This is a genomic window from Proteus sp. FZP2095 (assembly GCF_023701425.1).
GTDB lineage: Bacteria > Pseudomonadota > Gammaproteobacteria > Enterobacterales > Enterobacteriaceae > Proteus > Proteus cibarius.
On the sequence record NZ_JAMQBJ010000001.1, the window covers coordinates 581,918 to 595,527 of the forward strand.

General features: G+C 38.8%; 12 protein-coding genes. All 12 read left to right on the forward strand.

What is annotated here, in order from left to right:
• Window positions 1–100 precede the first annotated feature (100 nt).
• Window positions 101–1,084: a phenylalanine--tRNA ligase subunit alpha gene (gene pheS, locus NBG71_RS02745; RefSeq protein WP_023582383.1), complete on the forward strand. Its 984-nt coding sequence runs from the start codon at window positions 101–103 to the stop codon at window positions 1,082–1,084.
• A gap of 14 nt (window positions 1,085–1,098) precedes the next feature.
• Window positions 1,099–3,486 carry a phenylalanine--tRNA ligase subunit beta gene (pheT, locus tag NBG71_RS02750; RefSeq protein ID WP_075673356.1) on the forward strand — a complete coding sequence of 796 codons (2,388 nt, stop codon included), beginning with the start codon at window positions 1,099–1,101 and terminating at the stop codon, window positions 3,484–3,486.
• 4 nt (window positions 3,487–3,490) lie between these two features.
• Complete coding sequence (gene ihfA, locus NBG71_RS02755) at window positions 3,491–3,787, forward strand: integration host factor subunit alpha (protein ID WP_023582381.1); 297 nt, start codon at window positions 3,491–3,493, stop codon at window positions 3,785–3,787.
• A 361-nt stretch (window positions 3,788–4,148) separates the two neighbouring features.
• Window positions 4,149–5,159: a vitamin B12 ABC transporter permease BtuC gene (gene btuC / locus NBG71_RS02760; RefSeq protein WP_075673355.1), complete on the forward strand. Its 1,011-nt coding sequence runs from the start codon at window positions 4,149–4,151 to the stop codon at window positions 5,157–5,159.
• 1 nt (window position 5,160) lies between these two features.
• Entirely contained in the window at window positions 5,161–5,910 is a 750-nt protein-coding gene (locus NBG71_RS02765) for a vitamin B12 ABC transporter ATP-binding protein BtuD (protein WP_075673354.1), read from the forward strand.
• Between the two features lie 134 nt (window positions 5,911–6,044).
• Window positions 6,045–7,190: a UDP-4-amino-4-deoxy-L-arabinose aminotransferase gene (gene arnB / locus NBG71_RS02770; RefSeq protein WP_250916525.1), complete on the forward strand. Its 1,146-nt coding sequence runs from the start codon at window positions 6,045–6,047 to the stop codon at window positions 7,188–7,190.
• Window positions 7,191–8,171, forward strand: coding sequence for an undecaprenyl-phosphate 4-deoxy-4-formamido-L-arabinose transferase (gene arnC / locus NBG71_RS02775; protein WP_075673352.1), 981 nt, complete (start codon window positions 7,191–7,193; stop codon window positions 8,169–8,171).
• The gene (gene arnA / locus NBG71_RS02780) at window positions 8,171–10,153 is read left to right on the forward strand and encodes a bifunctional UDP-4-amino-4-deoxy-L-arabinose formyltransferase/UDP-glucuronic acid oxidase ArnA (protein ID WP_075673351.1); all 1,983 of its coding nucleotides are present in this window, start codon (window positions 8,171–8,173) and stop codon (window positions 10,151–10,153) included. Before arnC ends, arnA begins: the two co-directional genes overlap by 1 nt.
• A 9-nt stretch (window positions 10,154–10,162) precedes the next feature.
• On the forward strand, window positions 10,163–11,056 hold the full coding sequence (arnD, locus tag NBG71_RS02785; RefSeq protein ID WP_109418938.1) for a 4-deoxy-4-formamido-L-arabinose-phosphoundecaprenol deformylase: 894 nt from the start codon (window positions 10,163–10,165) through the stop codon (window positions 11,054–11,056).
• Between the two features lie 7 nt (window positions 11,057–11,063).
• The gene (arnT, locus tag NBG71_RS02790; protein WP_075673203.1) at window positions 11,064–12,728 is read left to right on the forward strand and encodes a lipid IV(A) 4-amino-4-deoxy-L-arabinosyltransferase; all 1,665 of its coding nucleotides are present in this window, start codon (window positions 11,064–11,066) and stop codon (window positions 12,726–12,728) included.
• On the forward strand, window positions 12,728–13,069 hold the full coding sequence (arnE, locus tag NBG71_RS02795) for a 4-amino-4-deoxy-L-arabinose-phosphoundecaprenol flippase subunit ArnE (RefSeq protein ID WP_075673204.1): 342 nt from the start codon (window positions 12,728–12,730) through the stop codon (window positions 13,067–13,069). Before arnT ends, arnE begins: the two co-directional genes overlap by 1 nt.
• On the forward strand, window positions 13,066–13,464 hold the full coding sequence (arnF, locus tag NBG71_RS02800; protein WP_099659664.1) for a 4-amino-4-deoxy-L-arabinose-phosphoundecaprenol flippase subunit ArnF: 399 nt from the start codon (window positions 13,066–13,068) through the stop codon (window positions 13,462–13,464). The genes arnE and arnF overlap by 4 nt, the downstream gene beginning before the upstream one ends.
• The last annotated feature ends 146 nt before the right edge of the window (window positions 13,465–13,610 follow it).

Consider the following 13,610-nt stretch of genomic DNA (forward strand, 5'->3'; position numbering starts at 1 on the left):
TTCAGATCCCAATACTGGGTTAGAAACCAAAAAGGGCAATTTTATTCGTCATCATTGATAACAACTAATAGACCTCATCAGGTCAAAGGAAGAGGAAACGATGCCACATCTCGCTGAACTCGTTGCTCAAGCTAAAGCAGCTATCGAAGAGGCACAGGATGTTGCTGCGCTGGATTCGGTTCGTGTTGAATACTTGGGGAAAAAAGGTCATTTAACGCTTCAGATGTCCACGCTGCGCGACTTACCCGCGGAAGATCGTCCAGCTGCAGGGGCTGTCATTAATCAGGCTAAACAAGAGGTTCAGCAAGCGCTGAATACTCGTAAAGATTATCTTGAATCAGCATTATTAAACGAACGTTTATCTGCTGAGAAAATCGATGTGTCTTTGCCTGGTCGCCGTATTGAAAACGGTGGTCTACACCCAGTAACTCGTACAATTGAACGTATTGAAACTTTCTTTGGCGAATTAGGGTTTTCTGTAGAATCTGGCCCTGAAATTGAAGATGATTATCATAACTTTGATGCGTTGAATATTCCTGCTCATCACCCAGCAAGAGCCGACCACGATACTTTTTGGTTTGATGCAAAACGTTTACTACGTACACAAACATCAGGTGTACAAATTCGTACCATGCAAGATAAACAGCCACCTATTCGCATCATCGCACCAGGTCGCGTATATCGTAATGACTACGATCAGACTCACACACCAATGTTCCATCAAATTGAAGGTTTAATTGTTGATAAAGACATTAGCTTTACCAATTTAAAAGGAACACTACACGATTTCCTGAAAAACTTTTTTGAAGAAGATATGGAAATTCGTTTCCGTCCTTCTTATTTTCCATTCACAGAGCCTTCTGCAGAAGTCGATGTAATGGGTAAGAATGGTAAATGGTTAGAAGTGTTGGGTTGCGGTATGGTTCACCCAAATGTATTACGTAATGTAGGGATTGATCCTGAAGTTTATTCAGGCTTTGCGTTCGGTATGGGTATGGAACGTCTGACCATGTTACGTTACGGTGTCACTGACTTGCGTTCATTCTTCGAAAACGATCTTCGTTTCCTCAAACAGTTTAAATAAGGTGGGATTATCTCATGAAATTCAGTGAACTTTGGTTACGTGAGTGGGTAAACCCAGCGATTAGTAGCGAAGCGCTTTCTGAACAACTGACAATGGCAGGCCTTGAAGTTGACGGCGTTGAAGCTGTTGCTGGTGATTTTCACGGTGTATTTGTAGGTGAAGTTGTTGAATGTGGACAACATCCTAATGCCGATAAATTACGTGTAACGAAAGTTAACGTAGGCGGTGATAGATTACTCGATATCGTTTGTGGTGCACCTAACTGCCGCCAAGGGCTAAAAGTTGCGGTAGCAACAGTTGGTGCTGTATTACCTGGCGATTTTAAAATTAAAGCAGCAAAACTGCGTGGCGAACCTTCTGAAGGCATGCTGTGCTCATTTTCTGAATTAGCAATTTCAGAAAATCATGAAGGTATTATTGAATTACCTGCTGATGCGCCTATTGGCATGGATATTCGTGAATATTTAAAATTAAATGATAATGCGATTGAAATTAGCATTACACCAAACCGTGCTGATTGCTTAGGTATTTTAGGTGTTGCTCGTGATATCGCTGTAATCAACAAAATGGAATGCCAAGTACCTGATATGTCGCCTGTTGCGGCTACATCATCAGCAACATTCCCTGTACGTGTTGAAGCACCAGAGGCGTGTCCACGTTATTTAGGTCGTGTTTTCACCAATATGAATGTGAAAGCAAAAACACCTTTATGGATGCAAGAAAAGTTACGTCGTGGTGGCATTCGTTCTATTGACCCAATTGTTGATATTACCAACTTAATTTTACTTGAAATGGGCCAACCGTTGCATGCGTTCGATCTTGATCGCGTTGAAGGTGCTGTAGTTGTTCGTATGGGTAAAGATGGTGAAAAACTGACTTTACTTGATGGTAATGAAATTACATTAAAAGATGATGTATTAGTTATTGCTGACGAAAAACAAGCATTGGGTATGGCAGGTATTTTCGGTGGTGAATCATCAGGTGTTAATGAAGAAACGAAAAATGTCTTCTTAGAGTGTGCATTCTTCTCTCCATTATCTATCACAGGCCGTGCACGTCGTTATGGCTTGCATACTGATGCCTCTCATCGTTTTGAGCGTGGCGTTGATTCTGAGCTACAATACAACGCAATTGAGCGTGCAACGAAATTACTGCTAGAAATTTGCGGTGGTGAAGTCGGTGAAGTGATTGATGTAACCAATAAAGCACATTTACCAAATATTGCACCAGTCAAATTAACACGTAAAAAATTAGACCGTTTATTAGGCCACGTGATTGATGATGCACAAGTTCTGGACTCATTAACTCGCTTAGGTTTCAAAGTTTCTGTTGAAAATGACGGCTGGTTAGCAACAGTTCCTTCATGGCGTTTCGATGTTCAAATTGAAGAAGATCTAATTGAAGAAGTTGCTCGTATTTATGGCTACAACAATATTCCAGATGTGCCATTACGCGCTGACTTGGTGATGACCAATCACCGTGAAGCAAACTTATCATTAAAACGCGTTAAAACAATGCTAGTAGACAATGGCTTCCAAGAAGCAATTACTTATAGCTTTGTTGATCCTAAGATCCAATCTTTATTACATCCAAATGAAGAAGCATTAATTCTGCCTAATCCAATTTCAGCGGATATGTCAGCAATGAGACTGTCTCTACTAACCGGATTATTGACTACAACTGTATATAATCAGAACCGTCAACAATCTAGAGTTAGGTTATTTGAAGCAGGTCTGCGTTTTGTTCCTGATAATCAAGCAGAATATGGAATACGTCAGGAACTTATGTTAGCTGGTGTGATCGCGGGCAACCGTTATGAAGAACATTGGAATTTAGATAAGCAAACTGTTGATTTCTTTGATTTGAAAGGTAATATTGAATCAATTCTGGAATTGACAGGCCAGCTAGATGAAATTACATTTAAACCAGCTAGTCATTCAGCACTTCATCCGGGACAAAGTGCTGGGATTTATCTGAGAAATGAATATATTGGCTGTATTGGCGTTGTTCATCCAGAGCTTGAACGTAAACTTGACTTAAACGGTCGTACGGTAGTATTCGAAATACGTTGGAATGCAATTGCAAATCGCAGTTTACCACAAGCAAAAGCAGTTTCTCGTTACCCTTCGAATCGTAGAGATATCGCTGTAGTTGTTCCGAATGATGTTGCTGCAGAAGATATTTTAGCCGAATGTAAGAAAGTTGGCGGAAATCAAATAGTTGGCATAAACTTATTTGACGTGTATTGTGGTAAGGGAGTAGCAGAGGGCTATAAAAGCCTCGCTATTAGCATAATCTTGCAGGATATCGAGCATACACTGGAAGAAGATGAGATTGCTGCAACAGTGAGTAACTGTGTAGCAGCATTGAAACAGCGATTCCAAGCATCCTTGAGGGACTAGACCTATGGCGCTTACAAAAGCTGAAATGGCAGAAAATCTGTTTGAAAAACTTGGTGTTAGCAAACGCGATGCAAAAGACCTTGTAGAATCCTTTTTTGAGGAAGTGCGTCGTTCTCTTGAAAATGGAGAACAGGTGAAGCTGTCTGGATTCGGAAATTTTGACCTGCGTGATAAAAATCAGCGCCCAGGTCGTAATCCGAAAACTGGGGAAGACATTCCTATTACAGCTCGCCGTGTTGTTACTTTCCGCCCAGGACAAAAGTTAAAAAGCCGGGTTGAAAGCGCAACACCAAAAGAATAAGATTTAAAAAACATCCAAAACGGCTTTCTTTGAAAGCCGTTTTTTTATCATTTCTAGCTGTATCTAAATCTAATTTTGATGATAGCCGTATTGGGGGTTTATATTTATCAATATGGTCTGAATGGATATTTTTATTTAGATAGCGTGTTTTTATTTTCACTTCTTATTTTGACCCTTCCTTTTTATCTCTTATTTACATCAATACTGTGATAGTTAATCCTAGTTTTTCTTTATTATTAGAGACAGGCTTGTATGTTCTCAATTTAGTTTTTCATCATTGAATGCGAACATGTTATGTTGCTAAAAAATAACTTTATAAATAAGAATAGCAAGAACCGTTGTTGCATGAATAGGGAACGAAATGAATAAAGAAGTTAATCCTCTGATTAAATTTACTAAAAGACAACGCATTGGCGACAGAAAAAAGCTGTTTCTAATGGCACTAGCATTATGTTTCTTATTTATTTTTTCCCTCTCTGTTGGTGAGATTGTGTTATTTCCACATCAATGGTTAACAGATGAAGCCAATTTATTTGTTTGGCAAATTCGTTTACCAAGAATGCTTGCCGTTGTGACTGTTGGTGCAAGTTTGGCAATTGCTGGTGCTATTATGCAGGCTCTATTCCAAAATCCACTCGCAGAGCCAGGATTATTAGGAGTAAGTAGTGGTGCGGGAGTATGTGTTGTATTACTTATTGTTCTACAAATTGGTTTAAGCCCTTGGCTAATAAGTAGTGCGGCGATATTTGGCGCATTAGGGATCACTCTTTTATTAATGTTTTTTACTCGAATAAGAAAACTATCTAATGCTCAGTTATTATTAATTGGTGTGGCATTGGGTGTTATGGCAAGTGCGATAATGACTTGGTTGGTTTACTTCAGTTCAGCTTTGGATTTAAGGCAATTAATGTATTGGCTGATGGGGAGTTTTAGCGGTATTGATTGGCGCCATCAAGTCTTATTTTGGGCTCTTACGCCTATTCTCTTGCTCCTTATTCTACAAGCTGATGTTCTTAATTATTTATCACTAGGTTCATTTAGAGCAAAACAATTAGGCATATCCGTTAATCAATGGCGAAATTGGTTTATTTTAGCCGTTGGATTATTGATAGGGCTGAGTGTTGCTTTAGCGGGCGCTATAAGCTTTATAGGGCTTGTTGTACCGCATTTATTAAGATTATGTGGCTTAACCCATTATAAAACATTATTACCCGCGTGTGCGCTTGCTGGTGGCGGGTTGTTATTACTTGCTGATTTGCTATCTCGCTTGATTTTAAATGGTGCAGAAGTTCCGATAGGCGTGATTACAGCAACGCTTGGTGCACCTTTATTTATCTGGTTATTGGCAACCAAAGAGATGGGGCGTTTGTAATATGGCGTTACTTAAACTTAATAATGTAAGTGTTGATGATCGACTTAACGCATTTACAGAGCAAGTAAGTTATGGCGAGCGAGTCCACTTAATTGGTGCTAATGGCGCAGGAAAAAGTACGCTTTTAATGGCTATCGCAGGAGAGTTTTCTTTTAGTGGCAAAATTATTCTAAACGAAACTTCAATAAGACATTATAAATATGATGATCTTTCTAGAATGCAGAGCATTGTTATACAACAATTGGAAGCTTTGTCATTTATGCCTGTTTTTCATTACCTCTCGCTATATCATAAATTGTCGAAAATGGATGTTCAGCAATTAAATATGCTGTTAAATGATTTTAAAATTGACAAATTATTGTTAAAAAATATTCATCATTTATCGGGAGGCGAATGGCAGAGGGTCAGAATTGTTGGTGCATTTATCCAATTATGGTCAAGTTATGATTTAAAAGGGAAATTAATGTTACTTGATGAACCAACTAATAATTTAGATGTCGTACAGTTGGCGATTTTGGACAAGTGGGTTGATAAGTTTTGCCAACAAGGTGGCGCCGTTATTATGAGTACACATAATTTGAATCATTCCTATCAAAAAGCAGACAGAGTTTGGCTCATAAAAAATGGATATTTGGTTAATTCTGGCGCATCTGCACTCTTATTGGACGAAAAATTATTATCAACTACATTTAATACAAATATCAAGTGCATCAATGATGTTGATCATATTGATTGGCAGGTTTTGCAATAATATGGCTATTGTTAAGCTTATCTCCAAGTAATTATTAAGGTTTTTTTAATGTTTTCTTAATAAGACGGATGTCGGTGAGCAATAGTTTGTATATAATTGTTTTTTTATTCATTCATTAATTAGGCTACATTTTTATGAGTCACTTCCTTCCTTTCTCTCGCCCTGCGATTGGCGATGAAGAAATCAAAGCCGTTGAGGATGTACTGCGTTCAGGTTGGATTACAACAGGCCCTCAAAATCATCAATTAGAGCAAGATTTTTGTGAAAAATTTGGTAGCAAACACGCTATCGCAATTTGCTCTGCCACTGCGGGTATGCATGTTGTTTTAATGGCGATGGGAATTGGCGCTGGTGATGAAGTTATCACACCATCACAAACTTGGGTTTCAACAATGAACATCATTACGTTACTCGGTGCAGAGCCAGCAATGATTGATGTTGACCGCGATACCTTGATGGTAAGTGCAGAAGATGTCAAAAAAGCCATTACACCTAGAACGAAAGCAATTATTCCAGTTCATTATGCTGGTGCACCTTGCGATCTTGATGCTTTACGAAAAGTTGCACAAGATGCAGGAATTCCTCTGATTGAAGATGCTGCGCATGCTATTGGTACTCGCTATAAAAATGAATGGATTGGTGAAAAAGGAACCTCTATTTTCTCTTTCCATGCAATTAAGAACGTTACTTGTGCAGAGGGCGGATTGGTTGTTACTGATAATGACGAATTAGCGAATAGAGTACGTTGCTTAAAATTCCATGGTTTAGGTGTTGACGCCTTTGATAGACAAGTTCAAGGACGTAAACCTCAAGCAGAAGTTGTTGAGCCAGGTTATAAATATAACTTATCTGATATTCATGCAGCCATTGCTGTGGTGCAATTAGGGCGTTTAGATGAAATGAATGCTAAACGTGCTGAGTTAGTTGCACTGTATCGTGAAAAACTCAAAGACTCACCATTAGAGATGTTGAGTGTCCCTGAATATTCACATTTACATGCTAATCACTTGTTTATGGTGAGAGTCGATAAAAATGTGTGTGGTATCGATCGCGATACCTTTATGGAAAAATTAAAGCAAAAAGATATTGGTACAGGGCTTCATTTCCGTGCGGCGCACACACAAAAATATTATCGTGAACGCTATCCTGCTTTATCCCTTCCTCAATCAGAATGGAACTCTGCAACGTTATGCTCGCTGCCGCTGTTTCCTGATATGAGTAATGAAGATGTTATTCGCGTTGTAGATGCGATCAATGAAATTCTTTCGGAGCATATTTAAGTGTCAACATTTGATGAAATCAAGAAAGTATCGGTTGTAATCCCCGTTTATAACGAGGAAGAGAGCCTTCCTCAGCTTTTAGAACGTACAATTAAGAGCTGTAAACAGTTAAAGCAAGAGTATGAACTGATCCTTGTTGATGATGGTAGCAGTGACCATTCAGCTAAGATGTTAGAAGAAGCGGCTGCAATTGAAGAAAATCACGTTATTGCAATTATTTTGAACCGTAATTATGGTCAACATTCTGCAATTATGGCCGGTTTCAATCAGGCTGATGGTGATTTAGTGATCACATTGGATGCGGATTTACAAAATCCACCTGAAGAGATCCCAAGACTTGTCGCGACGGCTGAAGAAGGGTATGACGTTGTCGGAACTCGCCGTCGTAACCGTCAAGATTCATGGTTTCGTAAAACTGCTTCAAAAATGATCAACTCAATGATCACTAAAGCAACCGGTCGTTCTATGGGAGACTACGGTTGTATGCTTCGTGCTTATCGTCGCCACATTGTTGAAGCGATGTTACAGTGTCACGAAAGAAGTACGTTTATTCCCATTCTTGCGAACACATTCGCTCGTCGTACTATTGAAATCGATGTTGCTCACGCTGAGCGTGAGTATGGCGATTCAAAATACAGTTTTTTAAAGCTTATTAATTTAATGTACGACCTATTAACTTGTCTTACCACGGCACCATTACGTTTATTAAGCATTGTCGGCAGTGTGATTGCTGTATCTGGCTTTCTTTTAGCCTTACTGCTGATTATTTTGCGTATTATTTTTGGTGCGATGTGGGCCGCTGAGGGTGTATTCACACTCTTTGCAATCTTATTTATGTTTATCGGAGCGCAGTTCGTTGCAATGGGCTTATTAGGTGAGTATATAGGCCGAATTTATAATGATGTAAGAGCGCGTCCTCGGTATTTTATCCAAAAAGTGGTTGGCGTTAATAAACCCAACGAAGATCAGGAAAAAGACTAATGAAAGCAATAGTATTTGCCTATCACGATATTGGCTGTGTTGGATTAAAAGCACTTGAAAAAGCAGGTTATGATATTCAGGCTGTATTTACCCACACTGACGATCCTAATGAAAATCATTTCTTCTCATCTGTTGCTCGAGTGAGTGCAGAAATGGGGTTGACAGTATTTGCACCTGAAAATGTCAATCACCCATTGTGGATTGAACGTATTCGTGAAATGAAACCTGATGTCATTTTTTCTTTCTATTATCGTCACATGTTAAGTGATGAGATCCTGAATTTGGCACCTAAAGGCGCATTTAATTTACACGGTTCTTTATTACCAAAATATCGTGGTCGTGCACCAATTAACTGGGCGATCGTGAATGGTGAAACAGAAACGGGTGTTACTTTACACAAAATGACAGCGAAAGCTGACGCGGGTGATATCGTCGCTCAAGAAAAAGTCACTATCGCAGATAATGATACTTCTTTGATTTTACATGAAAAAGTAAGAGAAGCTGCTGATAAGTTACTCTCTAGCGCATTACCTCATATTGTATCGGGTGATTATTCAACAACGGCACAAGATGAAAGCCAAGCAACTTATTTTGGCCGTCGTTGTGCGGATGATGGTTTAATTGACTGGAATGCAAATGCAAAAACAGTTCACAACTTAGTGCGTGCTGTTACAGAACCATACCCAGGTGCTTTTACTTTCTTAGGTGAACGTAAAATGATTATCTGGCGTTCACGCACTATTGCCGATAATCAAGGCAAACGCCCTGGTACTGTTATTTCAACAGAGCCTTTAGTGATTGCATGCGCAGAAGGTGCAATTGAAGTTGTTACTGGTCAAAGTGAAAATGGTCTTTATGTTCAAGGAAGTCGTTTAGCGGCTGAAATGGGTATTGTGACGGATGTTCGTGTTGGACCAAAAGCAACTGCACAAGTTAAACGTCGTAAACGTGTTCTGATTTTAGGTGTGAATGGCTTTATTGGTAACCATCTAACAGAGCGTCTATTAAAAGATGATAACTATGATATCTATGGTATGGATATCGGTTCTTCTGCAATTGAGCGCTTTATTGGAAATCCACGTTTCCACTTTATTGAAGGTGACGTGAGTATTCATACAGAATGGATTGAATACCATATTAAAAAATGTGACGTTATTCTGCCATTAGTTGCTATTGCAACACCAATTGAATATACCCGTAATCCATTACGTGTATTTGAATTAGACTTTGAAGAAAACTTAAAAATTGTACGTTATTGTGTTAAATATAATAAACGTATTATTTTCCCATCCACATCAGAAGTTTATGGTATGTGTGATGATAAAGAATTTGACGAAGATAATTCACGTCTGATTGTTGGTCCAATCAATAAACAACGTTGGATTTACTCTGTATCTAAACAGTTATTAGACCGAGTTATTTGGGCTTATGGTGCCAAAGAAGGCCTGAAATTTACGTTGTTCCGTCCATTTAACTGGATGGGGCCTCGTTTAGATAACTTAAATTCAGCGCGTATCGGTAGCTCTCGTGCAATTACACAATTAATTCTGAACTTAGTTGAAGGTTCACCAATTAAATTGGTTGATGGTGGTGAGCAAAAACGTTGTTTCACTGATATCAATGACGGTATTGAAGCTTTATTCCGTATTATTGAAAATCGTGATAACAAATGTGATGGTCAAATTATCAATATTGGTAACCCAACTAACGAAGCTAGTATTCGCGAATTAGCAGAAATGCTGTTAGATTGCTTCGAAAAACATGAGTTACGTGGACATTTCCCTCCATTTGCAGGCTTTAAGAAGATTGAAAGTAGCAGTTACTATGGTAAAGGCTACCAAGATGTTGAACACCGTAAGCCAAGTATTAAAAACGCAGAGCGTTTATTGGATTGGAAACCAAGTATTGAAACTCGCCAAACAGTAGAAGAAACATTAGATTTCTTCTTACGTGGTGCAGTTGAAGAATTAGGCACTAAATAGGAAAAAATAATGAAGAAAGTTGGTTTGAGAGTTGATGTGGATACTTATCAAGGAACGAAACAAGGTATTCCACAACTGCTGGATGTATTTGCCAGACATAACATTCATGCCAGCTTCTTCTTTAGTGTCGGGCCAGATAATATGGGGCGCCATTTATGGCGCCTTTTAAAGCCCAAATTTTTATGGAAAATGTTGCGATCAAATGCTGCGTCACTATATGGTTTAGATATTTTATTAGCTGGGACAGCATGGCCGGGCAAAAGAATTGCTAAGAATTTAGGTTATTTGATGAAAGAAACCCAAGATGCGGGGCATGAAGTTGGCTTGCATTCATGGGATCATCAAGGTTGGCAGGCAAAAGTCGGACGCTGGTCAACAGAAGAATTAATGCAACAAGTTCGTTTAGGTGTTGAAGCACTGGAAAAAGCACTTGAAAACCCTGTAAAATGTTCGGCAGTTGCTGGATGGCGAGCAGATGAACGCGTATTAACAGTTAAAGAAACTTTTCAATTCGATTACAATAGCGATTGTCGAGGAACGCATCCTTTTAGGCCTATTTTAGAAAATGGTTCTATCGGTACGGTGCAAATTCCAGTAACATTACCAACTTATGATGAAGTGGTCGGTACAAAGGTAAAGGATGAAGATTTTAATCAATTTATTATTGATGAAATCAAAAAAGACAGTGGAATACCTGTTTATACTATCCACACCGAAGTTGAAGGAATGTCAAAAGCCGCTCAATTTGAGCAGTTACTGGCAATGATTGCAAATGAAGGCATCGAATTCTGTCCGTTAAGCGATTTATTACCACAAGATAAAGAAACGCTTCCGATGGGTAAAGTTGTTCGATCTGACTTTCCAGGTCGAGAAGGCTGGTTAGGGTGCCAACAAGAGGTCTAACGAAACTATGTTGAATAACCGGGCGAGTAAAATCGGGGCCATCCTCTTGGCTCTTTTTTTTGTTCTTACCTACTTATTTCCATTGAACAGCCGGTTATTATGGCAACCAGATGAAACCCGTTATGCGGAAATTAGCCGTGAAATGGTGGTGAGCGGGAACTGGATTGTTCCTCATATGCTCGATATTCGCTATTTTGAGAAGCCAGTAGCAGGTTATTGGATTAATAATGTTAGCCAATTAATTTTTGGTCACACCAACTTTGCTGTGCGTTTTGGCTCTGTTATTTCTATTCTCTTAAGCACATTACTTGTCTATTTATTGGCAAGAATGATGTGGCGTAACCGCCAAGTCGCTTTTGTTTCTAGTTTAATCTATTTATCCATGTTCTTAGTGTTTAGCGTAGGTACTTATAGTGTATTAGATCCTATGTTGGCACTTTGGGTTACCGCGAGTATGGTTTGCTGTTTTTGGGCGCTTAAAGCCACCACAGTCAAAACAAGGATATTAGCGTGGATAACATTAGGGCTTGCTTGTGGTATGGCCTTTATGACCAAAGGATTTTTAGCGTTAGCTATACCAGTCATTGTCATGATACCTATCACACTGTATCAAAAACAATTTACGCAAATGTTGCTCTATGGCTTACTTGCTGTATTTAGTGCAGCACTAATTAGTTTGCCGTGGGCACTAGCTGTTGCAAAAGCAGAGCCTGATTATTGGCATTACTTCTTTTGGGTTGAACATATTCAGCGTTTTTCGGGTGAAGATGCTCAGCATAGTGCTCCATTTTGGTACTATATCCCAGTTGTTTTATTAGGTGTGATCCCTTGGCTTGGATTACTTCCGGGCGCATTAATGGGGGCTTGGAAGAAAAGACGTAAACGTCCTGAATTATTCTTCTTGTTATGCTGGTTTGTCGTTCCGTTCTTATTTTTTAGTGTTGCGAAAGGTAAGCTACCGACTTATATGCTGCCATTTATGGCTCCACTAGCAATGCTAATGGCGAAATATGGCGTAGATTGTGCCCGTAAATTTAGAATGAAAGCGTTACGTATTAACGGCTATATTAATATCTTTATTGGTGTTGCTGTTGTTATCGCTATTTTAGTTATCCAGCTGGTCTCCTCAAAACCCATTTATATGCCATATGAATGGTCTAAATGGGTATTAGCTATAGTGGCATTCTCATTATGGGGCATTATTGGTTATCTTTGCTCTACGCTTAATGGAAAACACTGGTTATGGGCTGCGTCTTGTTCGCTAGGCGTAAGCTTATGTATTGGCCAAGCAATACCGAATAGCAGCGTAGATGGCAAATTACCTCAAGAATTTATTCGCCAAAATATAGAGACATTAAACACAAGTAAATACATTGTGAGTAATAGTGTAGGTATTGGTGCGGGGTTAGCATGGGAATTACAACGTAGCGATATTTATCTTTATGAAAGAACGGGCGAATTAACTTATGGTGTTGAAGAATATCCAGATTCTCAGTATAAATTAATTAAACCTGATAATTTTGCTCAGTGGTTAGAAGATGCAAGAAAAGAAGGTCGTGTTTCAGTTGTTATTACGTTTAAAGATCCTAAGAAATTAGCACAATTGCCAAGACCCGAAGAACTGGTGACAAACCATCGAGTTGCTATTTTAACTTATGAGAAGCGTAATTAATGTCATTTGTTTTATTGCTAATCGTGAGCTTTTTGACCTGCATAGGACAGGTGTGTCAAAAACAAGCGGTGGTTAGCTGGCAAAGTGATTCATTAACAAAAGCCAGAAAAACGATTTTCTGGCTTTTTGTTGCCATTGTAATGCTTGGCTTGGGGATGCTTTTTTGGTTACGACTATTACAAATTCTCCCACTAAGTATTGCTTATCCTATGTTAAGCATTAATTTTATTGTAGTGACATTAATTGGCCAGTTTGTTTATAAAGAGCCTGTTAATGTGAAACATTGGATTGGCATCGCATCAATTATGGTCGGCATTGTATTGATGAGTATACAAGCATGAAAGGCTATTTATGGGCAATTGGAAGCGCACTGTTAGTAACAGCAGCTCAATTGTTGTTAAAGTTTGGCATGTCTGAACTACCAGAACTACAGCTAGAAAAACAGTGGTTTGATATTACATGGTTATGGGCGAATATAGCGCCAATTGCTATCGTGTTTGTTGGTCTTGTCGGTTATGTCCTTTCTATGGTTTGCTGGCTATTCACTTTACGTACCATTCCTTTAAATAAAGCCTATCCGCTGATCAGTTTGAGTTATGTGTTTGTTTATATTCTTGCAGTGATATTACCGTGGTTTCAAGAAACACCATCATGGACAAAAACAGCGGGTGTAGCATTTATTATGATTGGAGTGTGGTTGATAAGTCAAAAAACGAAAGAGGCACAATCACATTAAATTAATGATTATAAAATTTATTTTCTGATCCTTGTTGTTAATTGTGCGATTTATTCTATTAATCATCACTCATTCATCTTCAATAACTTGTTTTTGCTTAAAAAAGCAGATAGATTTTAAAATCTATGGGAACAATAATGGTGGAT

Bases quoted from the DNA above. Each gene is read 5' to 3' on its own strand.
- arnB (WP_250916525.1), top strand. From the start codon at position 6,045: ATGAGTCACTTCCTTCCTTTCTCTCGCCCTGCGATTGGCGATGAAGAA.
- arnE (WP_075673204.1), top strand. From the start codon at position 12,728: ATGTCATTTGTTTTATTGCTAATCGTGAGCTTTTTGACCTGCATAGGA.
- arnF (WP_099659664.1), top strand. From the start codon at position 13,066: ATGAAAGGCTATTTATGGGCAATTGGAAGCGCACTGTTAGTAACAGCA.
- NBG71_RS02765 (WP_075673354.1), top strand. From the start codon at position 5,161: ATGGCGTTACTTAAACTTAATAATGTAAGTGTTGATGATCGACTTAAC.
- btuC (WP_075673355.1), top strand. From the start codon at position 4,149: ATGAATAAAGAAGTTAATCCTCTGATTAAATTTACTAAAAGACAACGC.
- arnD (WP_109418938.1), top strand. From the start codon at position 10,163: ATGAAGAAAGTTGGTTTGAGAGTTGATGTGGATACTTATCAAGGAACG.
- ihfA (WP_023582381.1), top strand. From the start codon at position 3,491: ATGGCGCTTACAAAAGCTGAAATGGCAGAAAATCTGTTTGAAAAACTT.
- pheT (WP_075673356.1), top strand. From the start codon at position 1,099: ATGAAATTCAGTGAACTTTGGTTACGTGAGTGGGTAAACCCAGCGATT.
- pheS (WP_023582383.1), top strand. From the start codon at position 101: ATGCCACATCTCGCTGAACTCGTTGCTCAAGCTAAAGCAGCTATCGAA.
- arnA (WP_075673351.1), top strand. From the start codon at position 8,171: ATGAAAGCAATAGTATTTGCCTATCACGATATTGGCTGTGTTGGATTA.
- arnT (WP_075673203.1), top strand. From the start codon at position 11,064: ATGTTGAATAACCGGGCGAGTAAAATCGGGGCCATCCTCTTGGCTCTT.